Here is a 22551-nt window from a genome sequence, read left to right as displayed (position 1 = left end):
TTTTTAAGCTATTGAAGAACAGCTCTTTTATTACTATTAACTAACCGAATTAAAATAAATGAAAGAAAAAAAAGACGAAAATAAAATCATAAATAACCGACGTGATTTTATAAAGACCACTGCAATAGCAGCTGCAGCTTTTATGATTGTTCCGCGCCATGTTTTAGGTAGAGGATTTGTTGCTCCAAGTGATCGTTTATCAATAGCAAGTATTGGCGTTGGTGGAAAAGGAAAATCTGATATTGCGATGTTTGCTAAAAGTGGAAAAGCTGATATTTCTTTTTTATGTGATGTTGATAGCAGAAGAGCTGCTGCAAGTGTAAATGCATTCCCAAAAGCTAAATTTTACACAGACTGGCGTGAAATGTTAGACAAAGAACATAAAAATTTCGATGCAGTTTCTGTTTCAACTCCAGATCATAATCATGCCATTCAAGCACTTGCTGCGATGCAATTAGGTAAACATGTTTATGTTCAAAAGCCTATGGCACATGATATTTATGAAGCTCGTATTTTGACAGAAGCGGCAAAAAAATATAAAGTGGTAACCCAAATGGGAAATCAAGGTGCCTCAAATGATGGTACCAGAATTATGAAAGAATGGTATGAAGCGGGTTTAATTGGAGATGTTCACACGATTCATGCTTGGACAGATCGTCCGGTTTGGCCTCAAGGAATTCCTTGGTCTGCTAATAAAGCAGATATTCCAAAAGAATTAGATTGGGACTTATGGTTAGGAACAGCTCCTTATAAAGACTATGTAAATAAATTAGTTCCTTTCAATTGGCGCGGTTGGTGGGATTATGGCACTGGCGCATTAGGAGATATGGGTTGCCATTTATTAGAAGCTCCATTTAGTGTCTTGAACTTACAATATGCTAAAGACGTTCAATGTAGCGTAGGTTCTGTTTATGTAGATGAATTTCAAAGAGGGTATTTCCCTGAGAGTTGTCCACCTTCAAGTCACGTAACTTTAACTTTTCCAAAAACAGAAAAAACAAACGGTGACATAGCAGTACACTGGATGGATGGAGGAATTCAGCCTGAAAGACCTTCTGAATTAGGTCCGAATGAAATTTTTGGAGATGGTGGAAATGGAACCTTGTTCACTGGAACTAAAGGAAAAATGATGTGTGACACGTATGGTTTAAATCCTCGTCTGCTCCCTCTTAGCAAAAATGAAAATTTAAATATAGCTCAAAAGTACGCGAGGGTTAGTGATGGCTCTGAAGGCCACTATAAACAATGGGTTGAAGCTTCAATAGCTGGTTACGGAAAAAAAGAGTTGAGTTCTCCTTTTGAAATTGCGGGTCCCTTAACCGAAGCTTTGTTAATAGCAAATTTAGCAATTAGAGGATATGATCTAAAAATAGATGAACTTGGAGAAGATGTTTACCCTGGACGTTCTGCAAAATTATTATGGGATAATGACGCCATGAGAATTACAAATTTTGATGAAGTAAATCAATTTGTGAAACGTGATTATCGTCCAGGTTGGAAAGCTTTAACTTTATAAGCAAGATTAATTATTAATTCAAAAATAAAAAAATGATTAAAAATATTTGTACAACATTACTAGTTATGATATTGATTCAAACTGCAAATGCACAACAAGCACCCGTACCAAAAGGATTTAAATCAATATTTGATGGACAATCAACAGCCGGATGGCACAGTTACGGAAAAAAAACAGTTGGTTCTGGTTGGAAAGTAGAAGATGGCGTCTTACATTTTGATCCAACTGCTGCACAAAATGGACAAGGGGGCGATCTTGTAACTGACCTAGAATACGAGAATTTTCATTTGAAATTAGAATGGAAAGTGGCAGCAAATGCCAATAGTGGTATTATTTTTTATGTGAATGAGGATTTGACAAAATTCAAAAACACTTATGAAACTGGTCTTGAAATGCAAGTATTAGATAATAATGGTCATCCAGATGCTAAAATTGAAAAACATAGAGCTGGTGATTTGTATGATTTAATCAAAAGTACATCAGAACCAGTAAAACCAGTTGGAGAATGGAACTCTGTTGATATTGTATGTAAATTCGGAAAATTAACCTTCTTGCTAAATGGAGTAAAAATTGTAGAGACGACACTTTGGGATGCTAATTTCAAGACAGTAGTAGCAGGAAGTAAATTCGCTACTTGGTCAGGTTTTGCAGCATTCAAAAAAGGTAAAATTGCGCTACAAGATCATGGAGATAATGTATGGTTCAGAAACATCATGATTAAAGAATGGAATACTATGAAAATTACAACTGGATGTGAAGCCGGAATGTAAGTAATATTAGAAAATTAAAAAAATAACCAAAACCAAAAAATAAAAAACCAATCCACCAATGAATAGTACTATCCGAATTAAATTATCCATAATGATGTTCCTGGAATTTTTTATCTGGGGCGCATGGTTTGTAACTCTTGGAACGTTTCTGGGAAATAATTTAAACGCTTCCGGTTCAGAAACTGCCGCTGTATTTTCGACACAATCATGGGGTGCCATTATAGCTCCTTTCATTATAGGATTAATAGCCGACCGATATTTTAATGCGGAGAAAATTTTAGGAATACTGCATCTTATTGGTGCATTTTTGATGTACCAAATGTATCAATCCGAAGAAGTTGGAATGTTCTACACATACGTTTTTAGTTACATGATTTTATATATGCCAACATTAGCATTAGTAAATTCAGTTTCTTTTAATCAAATGAAAGATCCGGAGAAAGAGTTCGCAAACATTAGAGTTTGGGGAACTATTGGTTGGATTATTGCAGGTTTATCAATCAGTTATTTCTTTCATTGGGATTCTGCTGAAGGAATAAGTTCAGGTTTACTTAAAAATACTTTTTTACTAGCAGGTATTGCTGCATTTATATTAGGTGTGTTTAGTTTTTCATTACCAAAAACACCACCAAAGGTGAGTGATGAAAAAATAAAAATCGGAGATATTATAGGCCTTGATGCTTTAAAACTATTGAAAGACAAGAACTTCGCCATCTTTTTTGTCTCATCTATTTTAATTTGTATTCCTCTAGCTTTTTATTATCAAAATGCTAATCTCTTTTTAACGGAAGCAGGAGTTGAAAATCCCACAGGAAAAATGGCCATTGGTCAAATTTCCGAAGCCTTATTCTTATTATTGATTCCTGTATTTTTTACCCGTTTTGGTTTCAAAAAAACAATTTTAATCGGAATGTTAGCATGGGCAATTCGTTACGTTTTATTTGCTTATGGAAATGGTGATGATTTAAGCTACATGCTGATTATAGGTATTGCGCTGCACGGTATTTGTTATGATTTCTTTTTTGTTTCAGGGCAAATTTATACTAATTCAAAGGCGGGAGAAAAATATAAAAGTGCTGCTCAGGGTTTAATCACTTTAGCTACTTACGGTATTGGAATGTTAATTGGTTTTGCAGTTGCAGGCTGGATAACGGACAATTACAAAATGGCTAACGGTGCTGTAAACTGGCAAATGGTATGGATTATTCCTGCTGGAATAGCTATCGTTGTGTTTGTCCTTTTTGCTATTTTATTCAATGATAAAAACAAAGCAAAAGAAATTTCTTCTGCTGTATAAAAATAAAAAATGAGTACTAACGTAAATAGGAGATCTGCCATAAAAGGAATATTAGCCGGAACAGCTGTTTTGGGAATTCCATCTGGATTTTCTGCTTTGGCTTTGCCAAAAAATGATTCAGGAATTCCTGTAGGTTTACTGAAAGGAAATATTAATCATTCCGTTTCTCGCTGGTGTTTTGATAGTCTTGATTTGGATACACTTTGTATTGAAGCTAAGAAAATTGGAATTACAGGTATTGATTTAGTAGGTCCAAAAGATTGGCCCGCATTGAAAAAATATGATTTAGTATCGACCATGTGTAATGGTGCCGAGATTAATTTAGTGGATGGTTTTAATGATTTGAAATTCCACGAAACACTATTAAAAAACTATACTGAAATGATTCCGCTCGTGGCAAAAGCAGGTTACAAAAATCTAATTTGCTTTAGCGGAAGCAGAAGAGGAATAACAGATGAGGAAGGTTGGAATAACTGCGTTGTCGGTTTACAGAAACTGCTTCCACTGGCTGAAAAGCATGATGTGGTTTTAGTAATGGAATTGTTGAACAGCAAAATTGATCATAAAGATTATCAATGTGACCGAACATCATGGGGAGTAGAATTAGCAAAACGTTTAAATTCCGAAAACTTTAAATTGCTTTATGATATTTATCACATGCAAATTGATGAAGGTGATGTGATTAGAAATATTAGAGACAATCATCAATATATTGCTCATTATCACACGGCCGGCGTTCCTGGACGTAATGAAATTGATGACACACAAGAATTAAATTATGCTGCAATTATGAAAGCAATTGCAAAAACTAGTTTTAAAGGTTTTGTAGGTCAAGAATTTATTCCTAAAAACCCAGACAAACTAGCTTCATTGAAACAGGCCATTGCAATATGTGATATTTAACTAATCTAAAAAATAACCCATGATAAAAAGAAGAGAATTTTTAATAAATACTGGTTTAGCTTTAGGCGCATTAGCCATTGCTCCTTCATTTGCATTTGATTCAAAAAAGAAAGCTATTGGAATTCAGTTATGGACATTACGAGATACATTACCAAAAGATGTCAAAGGAGTTTTGTCCCAAGTTGCTAAAGCTGGATTTTGTGAAGTAGAAACTTTTGGTTACTCAGCTGATAAAGGTTTTTTTGGAACTTCAGTACGTGATTTTAAAATGATATTGGATGATAACGATTTAAAAGCTACAAGTAATCATTTTGATTTTAATTCGATGATCAAAGATGGTTCTACTAATTTAGTTCAAAATTACATAGAAACAGCTAATTTATTAGGCAGCGAATACGTAACAGTACCTTATATAGTTTCCGAATTGAGAGGAACTACAGGTGATGCCTATAAAAAATTAGCTTTACAAATCAATAAAGTGGGTGAACTTTGTAAAGCTGGAGGTTTAAAATTAGCGTATCACAATCATGATTTTGAATTTACCAAATTTGGTTCAACAAATGGATATGAGATTTTATTAAATGAAACGGATAAAAATTTAGTTGATTTTGAATTGGATTTGTATTGGGTAGTTCGTTCTGGAAATGATCCATTACAATTATTCAAAAAATATCCGGGACGCTTCAAAATGTGGCATGTAAAGGATATGGATAAAGTAAATCCGGATTGGAATGCTGAAATAGGAACGGGAACTATCAATTTTAAATCAATTTTTGCAGAGGCTAAACTGTCTGGAATGAAACGTTTCTTTTTGGAACACGAATCCAACTATAAACCAAATCCAATAGAATCTGCTGCAACAAGTTTTAATTATATTAAGAAAAACTTAATCTAAATATTTTATAAAAATAAAATAAAAAAGGGATACTCGACGTGTCCCTTTTTTACATTATTTTATAGCTTACTCCGTAATATTAAAACTGGCTACATAAAAGTTTTTATCTATTTCCAGTACGGAATTTTGAGTATTTGCGGGAACACGCTTCCATTCCATTTCTGGTTGAAGTAATTCTTCTTTTCCATTCAAAGTTACATTAACAGGCATATTAAATCCAGCAACACAATTCGTCCATCGATAGCCCAACTGATTATCCTTGAAAAAATATTCTAATGTTGGAATTCTCGTATCTCTTAAATACTGATTAAAAACGGTAGACAAATCAATTCCAACTTGCTGACTTAAATAATCCTCAATTTGTTTAGTAGTTACCGTTTGGTGATAAAACGTATTGTTCAAGCCTCTCAATATTCCTCTCCATTTTTCATCGCTATTTACTAATTGGCGTATAGTATGCAACATATTCGCGCCCTTAGGATACATGTCCCCTGAACCTTCATTGTTAACATCGTATTTCCCAATGATAGGTTTATCATTTTTTATTCCTTTTCTGGTTCCTCTAACATACTCGAATCCAGCTTCTTTTCCATAGTAGTATTCTACAAAAAGACTTTCAGAATAGTTGGTAAAACTCTCGTGAATCCACATATCAGCAATGTCTTTATACGTAATATTATTGGCAAACCATTCATGTCCAGATTCATGGATAATGATAAAATCAAATTTTAATCCCCAACCCGTTCCACTTAAATCGCGTCCTAAATATCCGTTTTGAAATTTATTTCCATAGGTCACTGAACTTTGATGTTCCATTCCTAAATACGGAGCTTCTACTAATTTATAACTGTCTTCATAAAATGGATAAGGTCCAAACCAGTGTTCAAAGGCTTTCAACATCTTTGGGACATCCTGAAATTGTTTTTTGGCTTTCGCCAAATTGTCTCGTAAAACGTAATAGGTACAATCTAAGTCGCCTTTTTCTCCTTTATACTTTTCTGAAAACGAAACATAGTCCCCTACATTTATATTTACTCCATAATTATTGATTGGATTAGAAACATACCAATTGTAGGTTTTGGTTCCGTCCTTTAATTGCTTAACACTTAACAAGCGACCATTGGATACATTTGTCAAATTTTTTGGAACATTTACACTAATCAACATATTCTCCACTTCATCATACATGTGATCTTTGTTCGGCCACCAAACACTGGCTCCCAATCCTTGACAGGAAGATGCAATAAAAGGGTTACCGTTATTGTCTTTCTTCCAAGTGATTCCTCCATCCCAAGGCGGATTTACAGCAACTTTTGGTTTACCTCCATAAAAAATCGTCAATTCTTTTACAGCACCTTTGGTTTGATGAGCAATTAAGTCGACAAAAAAAGCATTTCCTTCTCTGCTGTATTTTAGAGCCTTTCCATCCTGAATGACTTTATAAATTTGCATTGGATTTTGCAAATCAATTTGCATCGTCTTATATTCCTGAACAACTTGATATTTAATAGTATTAGAACCTGAAATAGTGCTATCTGCAGGATTTACTTTTATATCAAGATGGTAGTTTTTTACGTCCCACCACGCTCTTTCTTTGGTGATACTGCCACGTAAAGTATCTTGTCTGGTGAATATTTCCTCTTTCTTTTCCAAGAGTCCTTGCGCACTTACGCCATTAAAAATAAGGAAAGAGATAAAAATAAGACTGAAATGTTTTTGCATAGTGAATGTACTTTGGACAAAAATAAACTTTAAAACTGTAGAAATAAACTTCCTGAAATTTATTTTCCAGAATAGATTTGAACATATTCTTGCAAGAGCGCATTTTCTTTTCCACGAATTTCCATGATCACTTTATCATTTTTAAAGTCAAATTTTAATAAACCAAAATTAATGTCTTTGATAACTTCTCCTTTTACATAAGGATTCTCTTCTCCTGAAAAAGAAGAATAGGTATGCGTTAATCCACTTGAAGTAAAATCAATTAAAGGATAGGACAAACCACTTACCTTTTTAGAAGAAAATGTAGCAATATGGCGATCACCGGAGATTATAAAAGTACCTTTCGCTTTGGTGGAAATTATTAACTTTTCCATCTTTTCTACCTCATGAGGAAAATTCCCCCAAGCTTCAAAACCATGTTTATTGGAAATAAATTGAATACTGCTGACGATTACATTAAATTGTGCATCAGAATTTTGAAGTTCTTTTTCCAACCACTTCCATTGTGCATTTCCTAATACAGTTCCTTCACCATATGCATTGGGTTGGAAACGTTTTTTAGAATCAGTAGCACTTGTTAAGGCCGTTCTGAAAAAACGGGAATCCAATACAATTATTTTGACTTTATTTCCATTTACAGCAATAGTTTTGGCAGTATAAACGCCATCTCTTTTTCGCTCAGGATCACTTTTTAAAGTGCCTAAAAAATCTAAGAAAAGCTGTTGACTTTCTCTTTTAAAAGGATATTCTTCCCCGCCGTCATTTACACCAAAATCGTGATCATCCCAGGTTCCCAATACGATTTTGTCTTTTATAAATTTGAGATACTCAGCATCTTGTTTCTGAATTTCATAATTCTTTTTAAGAAACTGCATATCCTCAGTATCTGAATAGACATTATCACCGCCCCAAATCCAAACGGACGGATGATTTTCATCTATCACTGGCCAAAGTTCGTTTTTAATTTTTTGATCATCGCAAGAACCGAAAGCAACGGTGAAGAAAGTATTTTGAACCGGTTTTTTAGTTACAATAGTTGGTGTTGTATTCTGAGTTTTGCAACCAATAAAGGACAAAAAACCAAAAATAAAAAGTAATTTTTTCATGTGGTATTATTATAAAATCTATTTAAATTCTAAATTTTGCTACGAAGATATAAAAATCAGTTCAGTTCAACTTTAAGTAAAGTTTAATAAAAAAGCGACTATTCTTCATGAGATAGTCGCTTTTTATAGATTTAAACCAAAAATTAATGAAGGTTTGTCACTTTACTTTGTTCAACTACAGCAGTAAAATCATTTGCTAAGCGATTGCCATAATCCTCTAACAATTCTAAAACTCTTTCTTGCTTATCTGATTTAACAATAAGACCCGCATGATATTCTAGTGGAACTTTAAAACAAACTTCCGGATCTGAAAACGATGCTAAATTAGGATGTTGGAATTTTGACAATGTCAAAACAATACCGGCATATCCTTTTTTTACTTTTGGCAAAATGTATTTAGATTCTTTGACCAATCCATTTTCAATTGCTGCCCATTCATTCCATAAATTGATATTGGAAGCTTCCGCAACCATTTCGGCCAAATGTGCTCCTCCTACTCTTGAGGATGTTTCCAAAAAGTAAATCTGACCATCATCATTACTTTTTATAAACTCCGTATGAGTAGCTCCATGTTTCAAGCCAAAGCCTTTCATCACTTGCTCATTTAGTTTTTTTATCGCTTTGTCATCCTCTGAATTGTATTTAATATTAGCAGAACGGAAAACACCGCCTCCTTGTGAAATTTCCATTGGTGTAGCCAAATATTTTGATGCCAAACTAAAGATTACTTTACTTTCAGAAATCAAACTATCACAATGATATACATCGCCTGGTTTGAATTGTTCGATTAAATATTTGAATCTGTTGTTTCCCATTTCATTGATATGAATCCACAAGCTCTCTTTATCAAATACTTTTATAATACCCGATGCAGATGCTTCTGAACGTGGTTTCAGAACCCATGGAGCTTCAATTGTATCTGCGAAAGTGTTAATGTCATGATCATTATATAAGGAACAAAAAGCCGGAATAGGAATTCCACAACTTTTGGCTCTCATTCGCATGGCTAATTTATCCCTAAAATAACGTCCCGTGGTTTGTCCCATTCCATCAATGCGGAGATTTTCCCTAAGATAAGTTGCTTTTTCAACATCATAATCGTCCAAAGCGACGATGGCATCAATTTTAGTTGACTTCATAAAATTACCAACACCTAACAAAAGATGTTCTAAATTCCAATCGACATCCTGCCCTTCCATATAAAAAATTTCATCAATATACTGATGCGGCCATGGTTTATCCCTCAGTTTTTCGCTCGTCACTAAATAGACTTTGTTGCCTAACTTTTTTAAATTAATTAAAAAATCGGCCCCTTTGAAATAATTTGAAATACAAAGAAACGTTTTAGAATTTTCCATAGGTTATAAATTTTCAATGAATTTAGTTAATAAATGGACACCAAATGCTGTTGCATGCTTACTTTTAGCAAATTCATCATCGCCAAATGATACACCAGCCACATCCAAATGAGCCCAAGCTTTATGTTCCTGTGTAAAATATTCTAAAAATTTAGCCGCACTTATTGCTCCAGCAACGGCTTTTCCACTAAAATTCTTGACATCGGCAATATCACTTTCTATATCTGATTTGTATACATCCCAAAGCGGTAATGGCCACAAACGCTCCCCAATTGCATCTCCGTTTTCTTGTAGTTTCTTAGCCATTTCTTCGTTATTGGTAAACAAAGCACCGCATTCAAAACCAAGTGTAGCCACGCTGCTTCCCGTTAATGTAGCAATATCAACAATATATTCTGGTTCGAAATTTTTAATCAAATAGGACAATCCATCAGCTAAAACAAGTCGGCCCTCCGCATCTGTATCGATTATTTCTATAGAATGTCCGCTGTAACTGTGGATTACATCACTGGGCAAAAATGATTTTGCATCCACAGCATTTTCGGCACAAGGTACAATTGCGGTTACTTTTACAGGTAATTGCAAATCAGCAATGAGTTGCATCGCACCAAAAACAGCGCCGCCGCCAGCCATATCACATTTCATGTGGACCATCCCGGCTGTTTTTATGTTTAATCCTCCGGTGTCAAAAGTGATTCCTTTTCCAACAAGTCCAACATGTTTTAGGTGTGGCACTTCTTGTTTAGGAGTATAATTCATGATAATGAACTGAGGCTCATTTTCACTTCCTTTTCCAACTGCTAAAAAAGCACCAAGACCAGCAATTTTTGAAGCATCGTAGCCCAGAACTTCAACTTCAAATCCATATTGATCTCCTGTTTCTTTAGCCCATTTTGCCAAATATTTTGGATTAACAGTATTTGGTGGCAAATCGACTAAGCTGTATGTTGCTAATTGTGCTTTGGCAATTTTAAGTCCTTTTTTGGCTGCAGCCAAATGATCTTTTTCTGAAATCAAACTCAAATTAAAATCGGGTTCTATAAAGGGATGTATTTTTTTGTCTAATTTAAAATGACCTAAATCATACGTACCCAAAAGCAAACCTGAAACCATAGCTTCAATCTGGTTTTCAACGAATTCCTCCGGTATAACTAAACCTACATTCGAACTGAAATTATCTTTTTGTTTCGATGAAATACGTCGAAAAGTAGTTTTCAAAGATTTATAATCTATAGTTTTTCCTAATCCAATGAAGAGATATGTATTGTCATTTGCTTCAGCTACATAGTGTGAATCTTTTTTTCCATAAAAAACTTTAGAAGAAATTTCTAAGGAATTAAATGCGATAGGAACTATACTTTTTGCATAAGTCTCAAAAACCGGAATTATAATTGTTCCTGAAAAATTATCTAAGTTTTTAATGGTATTTATTTTCATGATTTCGATTTTTAGTTATTTAGAAAACTCAATATGTAGTTATTTATTTCTCTTTTTTGTTTTCTGCTGCCGTTATCATTCATATCATTATGAATGGTATTGTTAAGTTTAATTATAGTCATTTCAAATTTTTGTTGTTCTTCAATGGTTGGTAAAACTCCTTCATCAGCAGGTTGATCCATAGACCGTAGCGAATAAATTTTCGGATGTATTGTTCTCGGTATTTTCATTCTGCGATTGTCCAATGAAATTATTTTATCAACTAAATCTGGATATTTTTGTGCAAACAAAACGGTCATATCGCCACCATTAGAGTGTCCTATCAATATTAAATGCTTAAAATCTAGTTCCGAATTCTTTTCTTTTATTTCCTTAATAACCAACAAAATATTTTCACTACCTCGTTCCCAGAATGGTAGTCAAACAAGTTGAGGAATACCCGTTTTAGGGATTAATTCATCTGTTGGTAATTCGTGCTGTATGCTTACTACAAAATATCCCTTAGATGCTAAATTTTCCGTTAAATAAGAATAGGCTTTATTTGCTCCAAGTCTGTTTTCTGCATATCCATGGCTAAAAATTACTACTTTTTGGTCAATAATTTTCTTCTTTGTTTTTGGCAAATAAAAAGCAACTGGAATTAATCGCTTTCTTAAAGTATCGTATAAATTTATGGAATCTACTCTGATTTCAAATTTTTGAGTTGCAATTTTAGAATTTGGAACCCTCTTATTGGAAATACAACTAATTAACAGTATGCAAAATAATAGATGTATGTATTTACCCATATTTATAATTACTTTATTTGATTCTTTAGCATCCGTTAGCAAATAAACAGACTTGATAAATAGTGTCTTAATATTATTTTGTTTGAAAAAACAACCATTCAATTGCTTTTGGAAATTCATCACTCCAATAGGTTTCACTGTGCTTTCCTTGTCTGTTTATACTCAAATTAATCTTCAAATTGTCTTTAATAAATTCACTGTCAATCAAATCTTCCTTAAGCTTTTTTGTATGCTCGATCATAGTTGCGCTTTCGTCGCCGCCAGCATACAAATAGATTTTCGTATCCTCAGCATTAGTTTTTTTATGTTTTATTTTTAAATCTTGTATTACCCAAAGTGAAGGCGAAAAAATCATCAATTTGCCATACACTTCAGGATTTCTTAAACCACTAAAAATACTTACTAATCCACCCATCGAACTTCCTCCTATTCCTGTGAATTCACGTTCCTTTTTGGTTCTAAAATGACTGTCTACATAGGGTTTTAATGTGTCCGTTACAAAGCGAATGTATTTCTTACCTTGTCCTTTTCCCAGAATTGTTTTCCCAACATTGTATTCTTTTATGCGATCTTCTTCAGCGTGTTCTATTGCAATAATTATAATTTTTCCAATTTTATACTCAGACATAACTGCCAATTTCTTATCAATTTCCCAATTGCCAAATTCAGCTGTTTCATTGAATAAATTTTGGGCATCTTGCAAATACATCACCGGATAACTTTCACTTGAATTGTCATAATCATGTGGTAAAAGTGCCCAAATTTTTCTAGTTTTGTTGAGTTGCGGAATTTCAAATTCATCAGATATTAACTGCACTTGTGGCAAAAAAGATTGTTTAAAAGGCAACCAATTTTTTCTCCATCTTTCAACGTGTTCTTTTTGAATGCCGGTATGCGCTAATGTAGAACGATTTTCGGTTCGATTTCCATGGCTGTCAATCTCTACTTCACTCCAATCCCCTTTTGTAAATTTATATAAAAGCTCAGCTGGGTAATCAAAATCATGTGAAAATTTATAATGATACGAACTATTTCCTATTTTCTCCATCAGAAAATCTTTGTCCTGCGTGCGCCAATTATTAAAATTTCCAGAAATATAAACCGGTCGCGCATCATCTTCATCAGTAGTCATGATTATATGCAGTCCGGTATTTATTGTGGAATTATTTAAATCAGGATTAAATGTGGTATTATATGAATTCATTACTTGCATGCGCTACTTTAAATTTTTAAATAATAGTAAATATAGTGGATTGCATTTGGAAATAAAAGAAAAAAGAAAACCCAATAGCAGATCAATTTTGCTATTGGGTTTTTATAAATGAAATTTAAATATACTAATTTTTCTTTTGCCGACTTTTCAAAACTTCAACAACATCATCTAGTTTAAATCCTTTGGCTTGCAGTAAAATAAGATAGTGAAAAAGTAAATCGGCACTTTCTCCTAAAAATAAATCGTCGTTGTCATCTTTGGCTTCGATAACCACTTCTACTGCCTCCTCACCTACTTTCTGTGCGATTTTGTTCATCCCTAATTTGAATAACGAAGCCACATAACTTTTTTCAGAATCCGCATTTTCTTTTCGGAGTTGGATGGTATCTTCTAAATCTGAAATAAAACCATATTTCCCTTTATTTTCACCATTCCAACACGTATCTGTACCTTTATGACAGGTTGGCCCTTCTGGTTTAACCTGAATCAATAACGTATCATTATCGCAGTCGTTTTTGATGTCAATCAAATTTAAAAAGTTACCACTTTCCTCTCCTTTTGTCCAAAGTCTTTGCTTGGTTCGACTATAAAATGTTACTTTTTTAGTGTCAACTGTTTTTTGGTAGGCTTCGGCATTCATAAAACCTAGCATCAAAACCGTTTTAGTTTCGCTATCTTGAATTATGGCTGGAATTAATCCATCGGTATTTTTTGAGAAATCTATGTTCATATTTTTAGTCTAAAGTTTAAAGTCGAATGTCTTAAAGTCAAAAAATTAAATCCGTACTTCGATATTGTTATTTTTAAGGGCTGTTTTTAATGTCTTGATTTCAATTTCTTTAAAATGAAATACGCTCGCGGCCAATGCTGCATCTGCTTTTCCATCCAAAAAAGTATCTACAAAATGTTGTATGTTTCCCGCACCACCAGAAGCAATAATAGGAATATTTACTAATTCCGAAAGTCTAGACAAAGCTTCATTAGCAAACCCGTTTTTAGTTCCGTCATTATCCATTGATGTGAATAAGATTTCACCCGCACCGCGATCTTCGACTTCCTTTGCCCAATCAAATAAATTCAAATTTGTAGGCACTTTCCCTCCCACTAAATGCACCATCCATTGACCATCAATTTGTTTGGCATCAATTGCAACAACTACACATTGGCTTCCAAATTTCTGTGCCAAATCATTAATCAACTGCGGGTTTTTGACTGCCGATGAATTAATAGAAACTTTATCCGCACCATTCTGCAATAAAACTTCAACATCTTTTACAGATGAAATTCCTCCTCCTACAGTAAACGGAATATTAATAGTTGAAGCGACTTTACGAACCAAATCAACTAAGGTTTTGCGTCGTTCTTCGGTTGCTGAAATGTCTAAAAACACCAATTCGTCTGCTCCTTCATCAGAATAGATTTTAGCTAATTCTACGGGATCACCAGCGTCACGCAAATCTACAAAATTTACACCTTTGACGGTACGTCCGTTTTTTATATCTAGACAAGGGATAATTCTTTTTGTTAACATCGTTTTATTGTTTTACGTAGAGACGCACTGTAGAGACGCACTGCAGTGCGTCTCTACTCAACCTACATTATGATATATTGTTCCAATTGTTTCAATGAAATTCGTCCTTCATAAATTGCTTTACCTATTATTGTTCCTTCGCAACCTAATTCGGCTAATTTAGGCAATTCATCAAAAGTAGATATTCCTCCCGAAGCAATTAATTTAATGCCATTAACCCGCGCCAACTTCTCGACTGCGCTCGAAGAGACAGTGCATTCATCAAGTATTTTTTTATATAAATCAAAACTTGGTCCTTCCAGCATGCCGTCTTTGGCAATATCCGTACAAATGACGTACTGAATTCCTTTGCTTTGATAGTCTTGGATAAATGGAATCAAATCTTCGTTTGAATCTTCCAACCAACCTGAAACAGCTACTTTTTCATTATTAGCATCTGCTCCCAAAATGATATTATCCGAACCATATTCTGCAATCCATTTTTCGAATAGTTCTCTATTCTTCACGGCAATACTTCCGCCAGTAATTTGATTGGCACCACTTTCAAAAGCAATTTTCAAATCGGCATCCGACTTTAATCCACCGCCAAAATCTATTTTCAGCTTGGTTTGCGTAGCTATTTGTTCTAAAATTTTATAGTTCACAATTTGGCTTGACTTAGCACCATCCAAATCAACTAAATGTAAGTATTCAATTCCGTGCGCTTCAAAAGATTTAGCCACTTCAAGCGGATTTTCATTGTAAATGATCTTCGTATTGTAATCGCCTTTCGACAAGCGAACACATTTTCCGTCGATGATATCTATTGCTGGTATTATTCTCATTTATTTATAATTTAAAGATTTAAAAATTGAATTATTTAAAGATTGACATTGTTAGTCAAAGAAATTTTTGACTCTCTAATTTTTCAATCTTTGAATTTTTCAATCCTTTAATTTTAAGAAATTTGCCAAAATTTTCTCTCCAATATCACCACTTTTTTCGGGGTGAAATTGTGTACCATAGAAATTATCTTTCTGCAGAGCCGATGCGTATTCCAATTCATAATTAGTAGTTGCAATGGCCTCATCACAACGTGGCGCATAAAAACTATGCACTAAATACATATATTCATTTTCAGCAATTCCTTGAAATAAAGGAGATTTCAAATTGTAAATTTGGTTCCAGCCCATCTGTGGCACTTTAACTTTTGGTGTAAATTTAATCACATCAACATCAAAAATACCTAAACCTATGGTATTTCCTTCTTCTGATTTGTTGCACATCAATTGCATGCCCAAACAAATTCCCAAAACAGGTTGTTTTAAAGTTGGAATTAATACATCTAGCCCGCTATCCACTAGCATTCGCATGGCAGAACTTGCTTCGCCAACACCGGGAAAAATCACTTTATCAGCAGCTTTGATTTCCATCCAATCATTGCTTAAAACAGCTTGAAAACCCAATCGTTCTATGGCAAACATAATGCTTTGAATGTTTCCTGCTCCGTAATTTATGATAACTATTTTCATTTAACTTTTGTTTCAAGTTTAATGTTTAAAATTTAAAGTTGCTCGAGTCAACCTGAAACGTTAAACTTTAAACAATTTTACAGCATTCCTTTTGTTGATGGCAAAATCATCTTTTCTGTGTCGCGTTTTACCGCAACTTTTATCGCTTTGGCAAAAGCCTTGAAAATGGCTTCAATCTTATGATGCTCGTTTGTACCTTCCGCTTTGATATTGATGTTCGCTTTTGCGCCATCTGAGAATGATTTGAAAAAGTGGAAAAACATTTCCGTTGGCATTTTACCTACCATTTCCCGTTTGAACTCGGTTTCCCAAACCAACCAGTTTCTGCCTCCAAAATCAATAGCAACTTGTGCCAAACAATCGTCCATGGGCAAACAAAAACCGTAGCGTTCAATCCCCAATTTGTTGCCTAATGCTTTAGCAAAAACTTCACCAAGCGCAATCGCCGTATCTTCGATTGTATGGTGCTCATCAACCTCTAAATCTCCTTTTACAAGGATTTCTAAATCCATTTGACCGTGACGGGCAATTTGGTCCAACATGTGATCAAAAAAAGCAATACCAGTTTCGATTTTACTTTTCCCTGTTCCGTCTAGATTTAAATTGATAAATATATCGGTCTCATTTGTTTTTCTTGAAATGGTAGCCGAACGTACCTCTAATTTTAAAAATTCGTAAATTACTTTCCAATCTGTGGTTTGTAAAGCAATAACCGAATCCAATTCATGTCTTTTTGAAGATATTTCATTACCACCTAAGTCTTCATCTCTATTAATAAAAATCGCTTTCGAACCCAAGTTTTTTGCTAATTCAACATCGGTTATTCTGTCTCCAATGACAAATGAATTCACTAAATCGTATCCCGCATTACCAATATATTTCGTTAACAAACCAGTTGCTGGCTTGCGAGTGGGTGCATTTTCATGCGGAAAGGTTTTGTCAATTAGCACATCACTAAAAACCACTCCTTCATTCTCGAAGGCTTTCATAATTAGATTGTGAACCGGCCAAAAGTTGGCTTCCGCATGTGAATCCGTTCCTAAACCGTCCTGATTAGTAACCATGACAAGTTCAAAATCCAATTCTTTAGCTATTTTTCCCAAATACTGAAAAGCATTTGGATAAAATTCTAATTTTTCGAAACTGTCTAATTGATAATCATTTGGTTCCAAAACCATGGTTCCGTCACGATCTATAAAAAGTATTTTTTTCATTAAAAAAAGTTTAAAGTTTAAGGTTTAAAGTTGTTTTAACACCTCAATTAATTTCATGTTTTCTTGTTCTGTTCCAACAGTAAAACGCAAACAATTATTGCATAGCGGTTGGGTTGTTCTATTTCTGATTACAATTCCTTTTGCAATCAACTCTGCGTATCTTTTATTGGCATTATCTACTTTTACCAAAATAAAATTGGCTTCGGTTGGATAAATTTTTTCGACAAAATCTACATCAAGTAATACTTTAAGTAACACTGACCTTTGTGTTATAATAGATTCGATTTCAGATTTTATTTTTTCAGGTTTATCCAGTCGATCCAAAGCTCTTTTTTGAGTCAATTCATTTACATTATACGGTGGTTTTATTTTATTTAAAACCGAAATTACTTCCGCAGATGCATAGCAAATACCCAGTCTAATACCTGCTAAACCATACGCCTTTGATAGTGTTTGAGTAATGACAAGATTTGGATACTCATCTAATTCATTGATCCAACTGTCTTTCTTGGAAAAGTCAATGTATGCTTCGTCAATTACAACCAAACCTTTGAAATTTTGCAAAAGATACGCAACACTTTCATCCGAGAATGAATTCCCGGTTGGGTTATTTGGAGAACATAAAAAGATGATTTTAGTCTTTTCATCAACAGCCTCCATGATTTTCTCAATTTGCGGTTGAAAGTCTTCTGAAAGTAAAATTTCTTTGTTTTCTACGGCATTAATATTCGCCAAAACGCCATACATTCCGTACGTTGGTGGCAAAGTGATTACATTATCTGTTTTTGGTTCACAAAAAGCTCTGAATAATAAATCTAATACTTCGTCACTTCCATTCCCCAATAAAATTTGATTCGTTTTGACATTTCTTTGTTTTGCCAAAACCTCTTTTACACTCATTTGTAGTGGGTCAGGATACCTATTCACACCATTTTCAAACGGGTTTTCATTGGCATCCAAAAAAATCATATCAGCAGTATCAAAATCCTCAAATTCATCGCGAGCAGAGGAATACGGCTTCATTGTTTTTACGTTCTCTCGAACCAAATTATTGATATCAAAACTATTTCCCATTTTCCAGTGCTTTTAATCGTAATGTAACTGCATTTTTGTGCGCTTGCAACCCTTCGGCATCAGCCATAATTTCGATTGCATTGCCAATGTTTTGTATACCTTTTTCAGATATTTTTTGGAAAGTCATTGTTTTTGTAAAACTATCTAGATTGACACCACTGTAATTTTTAGCGTATCCATTAGTTGGTAAGGTGTGATTGGTTCCTGAAGCATAATCACCCGCACTTTCTGGAGTGAAATTTCCAATGAAAACAGATCCTGCATTGCACACACCATTGCTATAAAAATCATCAAATTCAGAACAGATTATAAAGTGTTCTGGTCCGTATTCGTTGATTAAATCCAGTGCTATTTTATCGTTTTCAACAAAAATTAATTTAGAATTAGCAATTGCTTTTTCGGCGATGGCTTTTCTCGGTAAAGCCTCGATTTGGATTTGAACTTCCGTTTCCACCGCATCCATTAATTTCTTGGACGTTGAAACTAAAATTACCTGACTGTCTGCTCCGTGTTCTGCTTGTGACAATAGATCCGAAGCCACAAAAGCAGGAACTGCAGTATCATCAGCTACAATTAATAACTCAGATGGACCCGCGGGCATATCAATAGCTACACCAAATTGTGTGGCTAATTGTTTTGCAACTGTTACAAATTGATTTCCTGGTCCAAAAATTTTATATACTTTTGGAATTGTTTCTGTTCCAAATGTCATCCCAGCAATAGCTTGAATACCACCTACTTTTAAAATTTTAGTTACTCCACATAAATTTGCGGCAAACAAGATTGCCGGATTTATATTTCCGTTTTTATCCGGTGGCGAGCACAATACAATTTCGTTACAACCTGCAATATCCGCTGGAACAGCAAGCATCAATACGGTTGAAAATAGAGGTGCTGTTCCTCCCGGAATATACAATCCTACTTTTTGAATCGGTCTTTTCTCTTGCCAACAATTCACACCTTCGATTGTTTCCACTTCTATTCGATCTGTTTTTTGAGCAGTGTGAAATTTAGTGATATTGGCTTTTGCAAGCGCAATCGCCTCTTTTAACTCATCTGAAACAGTAGCGATAGCAGCCTCAATCTCCGCTTTAGAAACTTCAATATTTGCAACGGAAGCGCCATCAAAAAGCGACGTATATTTGGCTACTGCCTCATCCCCTTTTTTCTGAACTTCTTTGAAGATTTCTTTTACCGTAGCTTCAATATCATCTACAGTTTTGGTTGGCCGTTCTAAGATAGCGGACCACGTTTCTGGTTTTGGATTGTATATTTTATTCATTTTAATTGTATTCAAAGATTAAATGATTCAAAAATTGAATTATTCGGTTTTAAAACTCATAATTCATAACTAATAATTTAAAATTCTTACAGTACCATTTTCTCGATAGGACAAACTAAAATTCCTTCGGCTCCTGCTTCTTTTAATTGATCGATCACATCCCAAAAAGTATCTTTATCGATTACAGAGTGTACACTACTCCATCCTTCTTGTGCTAATGGCAATACTGTTAAACTGCGCAGTACTGGCAGAATTTTACCTACTGCTTCAATTTTGTCATTAGGAACGTTCATCAAAATATATTTTGATTTCCTTGCTCTTAAAACAGATTCGATTCTGAATTTTAAAGTATCAATTATTTTTTGAGATTCTGGTGTTACTTTTGGTGAAACCGCTAAAACTGCTTCACTTTTAAAAATAACTTCCACTTCTTTAAGATTATTTTTAAATAAAGTACTTCCGCTAGACACAATATCAACTATCGCATCTGCTAAACCTATATTTGGGGCTATTTCTACCGAACCTGAGATTTGGTGAATATCGACTGTAACTCCTTTTGAATTGAAAAAATCAAGTACTGTTTTAGGATAAGAAGTGGCAATACGCATTCCGTTTAGATCCTGAACCGATTTGTAATCAAATGCTTTAGGTACGGCAACAGATACTTTACATTTTGAAAAACCTAATTTTTGTATTACTTCAATATCATTTCCCTTCTCCACTAGCAGATTATCCCCAACTATGGCAATATCTACAACTCCGTCAATTAGGTATTGAGGAATGTCTGAATTTCTTAAATATAGAACCTCTAAAGGGAAATTTGATGCTTCGGCTTTTAATTGGTCTATACCATTGTCGATTGAAATACCCGCATCTTTAAGAATTTGAATGCTATCTTCGTTTAAACGTCCTGATTTTTGAATTGCAATTTTTAATGTACTCATTTTGTTTTTTTTTATTTAAAATATTATGATTGAGTACAAACATTGGGAAATAAAAAACCCGCTTGATGTACTCAAACGGGTTTTTAGAATATGATGATTTACATCCATATCATTAACACATCGCTTGAGAGCAATAATGGAAATGATGATGATGCAATTGATTTGTAAACATTTTTATATTCAGTTTTATACTTGTGCAAATATAGTCTATAAAACATTTACAAAGCAATTTTTATTTTAACTTAAGCTTATATTTTTGTTAAATTAATTTTAGTCCTTATCTTTTTCCTTTTCAATAAAAGCATCTTTATTCCCAATAGGAGAAACGGCGCTGTCATTTCTAATTTCTGTGTGACGAATTTCTCCTCCTGTCGTTCCTGTTTGCTGCGCAAAATAAACGGCAATCAAAGCAATACCTAAAGCGATATAGGAAACTACATTGGCTTTGGTTTTATTTTTTAAATTAGTATAAATCCCAAAAACAGAAGTAAGGGCTAGTGCGTACAAGACTAATGCTAATTTCTCTGCTACTTCTTCATGTTCATGAATTATAGCTTTGCCGATTCCAGGAAAGTCTTCTACCATTTCTTCTGCACCTTCACCAGTTGTTATACTTAAAAAACCAAAAACAGCTGCAATTATAAATAAAACATAGGCTGTGTTTTTAACAGAATTGTTTTTTAGAAGTAATCCAACTACTAAAATTCCAAATCCAAAAATGGTTCCGATAATCGGAAAATGGTTTACCACCAAATGTAAATGAGCGTCATTCATATCCTAATTTATTTAAGTTTTTAATATTCAAACTATATAATTCTAATCTATTTTTTTTCTCGCTAAGCATTAGAGACCGGTAATTGCTAGTTTATCCTGCTAATGAAACGCCAATCAGAGAGCCAATACCGTAAGTTATTGCGGCAGCGCCCAAACCAAAGCCAACTTGTCTAAATCCGGAGAACAAAATACTTTTTCCGGTCAATAATGTGATAGCTGCTCCAATACCAAATAGTCCGATAACACTGCTTCCTACGCTTAATAATATTGCATTTTTTCCATCTAAAAACATAAAAGGATACAAAGGAATTATGGCTCCAATGGCGAAAAGAACAAAAGAAGCTGTTGCTGCTTCCCAAGCTGATCCACCTAACTCATTTTTGTCGATACCTAACTCTTCCGTTATAATAGCGTCAATTGCCGTTTGAGGATTCTCAAAAGCTTTATCTGCTAATTTTTGTGCTTCGATAGCATTCATTCCTTTGGCTTGATACAGTAAAACTAATTCTTTTTTTTCTTCTTCTGGTGAAGCTTCTAATTCTTCGGTTTCCAAATCAATTTGGCGTTGGTTTAATTCTCTCGAACTTTGCACAGAAAGCCATTCGCCTAAGGCCATCGAAATAGCACCAGCTAAAAGCCCGGCAATACCTGTTAACAATATCGTATTGTTTGAAACTGCTGCCCCAGCTACTCCCATGACCAAACTCATATTAGAAACTAGGCCATCATTAGAGCCTAAAACAGATGCGCGCAATGCATTTCCACCCACTGATTTATGACGGCTTTCAAATTTAGACAGCAAGCCACCGGAAACATTGAGTGCGGCATTATTGTTTACGGCTTCGATGATATTGAGATGATTGTGCTCAAAGCCCGTTGGCTTTTCTCCATTTTTAATTTTATTTTTAATTGAATTTACTGCAAACTGCTTCTCTATATTTGAAAGACTGCTTATGATGGAGGTGTAACCAAATATTTTACCTAGTTTTAATTGAAACTTGGCTCTAGAAGAAGGCGGAGGCATTTTATACGCTGGTTCGACTGTTAAAACTTTATCATGCATGTGTTTCGCATGACCTTTTTCAATTTCGCTAAGGCTACGCAACACTCTTGTTAATGCATCATCAGACTGAATTGCAGCAATACTATCGTATAAAAAGGCGGTATCAACTTCCGTTTGCAATTGATCTTTTAGTTTATTTAAGTCCATCTTTTC

The 22551-nt window shown here is 34.2% G+C and carries 22 protein-coding genes; 5 read left to right on the top strand and 17 right to left on the bottom strand.

All coding sequences use genetic code 11. From position 1 onward, the window contains the following. Window positions 1–58 precede the first annotated feature (58 nt). From BLS90_RS06445 to BLS90_RS06425, 5 genes are read left to right on the top strand one after another with little or no spacing between them, the layout of a single operon-like run. Window positions 59–1516 (top strand): Gfo/Idh/MocA family protein, encoded by a 1458-nt coding sequence (locus BLS90_RS06445; protein ID WP_091256592.1) that lies wholly within the window; start codon window positions 59–61, stop codon window positions 1514–1516. 32 nt (window positions 1517–1548) lie between these two features. After that, window positions 1549–2286 carry a 3-keto-disaccharide hydrolase gene (locus BLS90_RS06440; protein ID WP_091256590.1) on the top strand — a complete coding sequence of 246 codons (738 nt, stop codon included), beginning with the start codon at window positions 1549–1551 and terminating at the stop codon, window positions 2284–2286. Between the two features lie 58 nt (window positions 2287–2344). Beyond that, window positions 2345–3583, top strand: coding sequence for a nucleoside permease (locus BLS90_RS06435; protein ID WP_091256588.1), 1239 nt, complete (start codon window positions 2345–2347; stop codon window positions 3581–3583). Between the two features lie 9 nt (window positions 3584–3592). Continuing rightward, complete coding sequence (locus BLS90_RS06430) at window positions 3593–4486, top strand: hydroxypyruvate isomerase family protein (protein WP_091256586.1); 894 nt, start codon at window positions 3593–3595, stop codon at window positions 4484–4486. Window positions 4487–4505: 19 nt separating this feature from the next. Next, a complete protein-coding gene (locus BLS90_RS06425) occupies window positions 4506–5381 on the top strand; it encodes a sugar phosphate isomerase/epimerase family protein (protein WP_091256585.1) in 876 nt (291 codons plus the stop codon). Between the two features lie 66 nt (window positions 5382–5447). Here BLS90_RS06425 and BLS90_RS06420 read toward each other — a convergent pair whose 3' ends face one another. The 17 genes from BLS90_RS06420 to BLS90_RS06345 all read right to left on the bottom strand — a co-directional run bounded on the left by BLS90_RS06420 (window position 5448) and on the right by BLS90_RS06345 (window position 22545). Further along, window positions 5448–7103: a M1 family metallopeptidase gene (locus BLS90_RS06420; protein ID WP_091256583.1), complete on the bottom strand. Its 1656-nt coding sequence runs from the start codon at window positions 7101–7103 to the stop codon at window positions 5448–5450. 59 nt (window positions 7104–7162) lie between these two features. Continuing rightward, window positions 7163–8209, bottom strand: coding sequence for an alkaline phosphatase D family protein (locus tag BLS90_RS06415; RefSeq protein ID WP_091256581.1), 1047 nt, complete (start codon window positions 8207–8209; stop codon window positions 7163–7165). 143 nt (window positions 8210–8352) lie between these two features. After that, window positions 8353–9567, bottom strand: a complete 1215-nt coding sequence (locus BLS90_RS06410; RefSeq protein ID WP_091256579.1) for an ATP-grasp domain-containing protein — start codon at window positions 9565–9567, stop codon at window positions 8353–8355. A gap of 3 nt (window positions 9568–9570) precedes the next feature. Further along, on the bottom strand, window positions 9571–11004 hold the full coding sequence (locus BLS90_RS06405) for a leucyl aminopeptidase family protein (protein WP_091256577.1): 1434 nt from the start codon (window positions 11002–11004) through the stop codon (window positions 9571–9573). Window positions 11005–11015: 11 nt separating this feature from the next. Beyond that, the gene (locus BLS90_RS16815; protein ID WP_175455440.1) at window positions 11016–11387 is read right to left on the bottom strand and encodes an alpha/beta fold hydrolase; all 372 of its coding nucleotides are present in this window, start codon (window positions 11385–11387) and stop codon (window positions 11016–11018) included. Window positions 11388–11423: 36 nt separating this feature from the next. Continuing rightward, window positions 11424–11792: an alpha/beta hydrolase gene (locus tag BLS90_RS16810; RefSeq protein ID WP_175455439.1), complete on the bottom strand. Its 369-nt coding sequence runs from the start codon at window positions 11790–11792 to the stop codon at window positions 11424–11426. 73 nt (window positions 11793–11865) lie between these two features. Next, a complete protein-coding gene (locus tag BLS90_RS06395) occupies window positions 11866–13005 on the bottom strand; it encodes an alpha/beta hydrolase (RefSeq protein ID WP_245705055.1) in 1140 nt (379 codons plus the stop codon). A 124-nt stretch (window positions 13006–13129) separates the two neighbouring features. Further along, window positions 13130–13735, bottom strand: coding sequence for a bifunctional phosphoribosyl-AMP cyclohydrolase/phosphoribosyl-ATP diphosphatase HisIE (gene hisIE, locus BLS90_RS06390; RefSeq protein ID WP_091256575.1), 606 nt, complete (start codon window positions 13733–13735; stop codon window positions 13130–13132). Window positions 13736–13780: 45 nt separating this feature from the next. Further along, the gene (gene hisF, locus BLS90_RS06385; RefSeq protein ID WP_091256573.1) at window positions 13781–14536 is read right to left on the bottom strand and encodes an imidazole glycerol phosphate synthase subunit HisF; all 756 of its coding nucleotides are present in this window, start codon (window positions 14534–14536) and stop codon (window positions 13781–13783) included. Window positions 14537–14598: 62 nt separating this feature from the next. Continuing rightward, the gene (gene hisA, locus BLS90_RS06380) at window positions 14599–15360 is read right to left on the bottom strand and encodes a 1-(5-phosphoribosyl)-5-[(5-phosphoribosylamino)methylideneamino]imidazole-4-carboxamide isomerase (protein WP_091256570.1); all 762 of its coding nucleotides are present in this window, start codon (window positions 15358–15360) and stop codon (window positions 14599–14601) included. Between the two features lie 99 nt (window positions 15361–15459). Next, window positions 15460–16047, bottom strand: a complete 588-nt coding sequence (hisH, locus tag BLS90_RS06375; RefSeq protein ID WP_091256568.1) for an imidazole glycerol phosphate synthase subunit HisH — start codon at window positions 16045–16047, stop codon at window positions 15460–15462. A gap of 77 nt (window positions 16048–16124) precedes the next feature. Continuing rightward, window positions 16125–17261, bottom strand: coding sequence for a bifunctional histidinol-phosphatase/imidazoleglycerol-phosphate dehydratase HisB (gene hisB / locus BLS90_RS06370; RefSeq protein WP_091256566.1), 1137 nt, complete (start codon window positions 17259–17261; stop codon window positions 16125–16127). A 24-nt stretch (window positions 17262–17285) separates the two neighbouring features. After that, window positions 17286–18335: a histidinol-phosphate transaminase gene (gene hisC / locus BLS90_RS06365; protein ID WP_091256563.1), complete on the bottom strand. Its 1050-nt coding sequence runs from the start codon at window positions 18333–18335 to the stop codon at window positions 17286–17288. Beyond that, the gene (gene hisD / locus BLS90_RS06360) at window positions 18325–19617 is read right to left on the bottom strand and encodes a histidinol dehydrogenase (protein WP_091256561.1); all 1293 of its coding nucleotides are present in this window, start codon (window positions 19615–19617) and stop codon (window positions 18325–18327) included. The genes hisC and hisD overlap by 11 nt, the downstream gene beginning before the upstream one ends. A gap of 86 nt (window positions 19618–19703) precedes the next feature. Continuing rightward, window positions 19704–20561, bottom strand: a complete 858-nt coding sequence (gene hisG / locus BLS90_RS06355; protein ID WP_091256559.1) for an ATP phosphoribosyltransferase — start codon at window positions 20559–20561, stop codon at window positions 19704–19706. Window positions 20562–20831: 270 nt separating this feature from the next. Beyond that, the gene (locus BLS90_RS06350; protein ID WP_091256557.1) at window positions 20832–21335 is read right to left on the bottom strand and encodes a hypothetical protein; all 504 of its coding nucleotides are present in this window, start codon (window positions 21333–21335) and stop codon (window positions 20832–20834) included. A gap of 91 nt (window positions 21336–21426) precedes the next feature. Beyond that, on the bottom strand, window positions 21427–22545 hold the full coding sequence (locus BLS90_RS06345; protein WP_091256555.1) for a VIT1/CCC1 transporter family protein: 1119 nt from the start codon (window positions 22543–22545) through the stop codon (window positions 21427–21429). Window positions 22546–22551: the final 6 nt, after the last annotated feature.

This window comes from Flavobacterium omnivorum (assembly GCF_900099915.1).
GTDB classification, from domain to species: Bacteria; Bacteroidota; Bacteroidia; order Flavobacteriales; family Flavobacteriaceae; genus Flavobacterium; species Flavobacterium omnivorum.
This window is presented reverse-complemented; position numbering and strand designations above follow the sequence as displayed.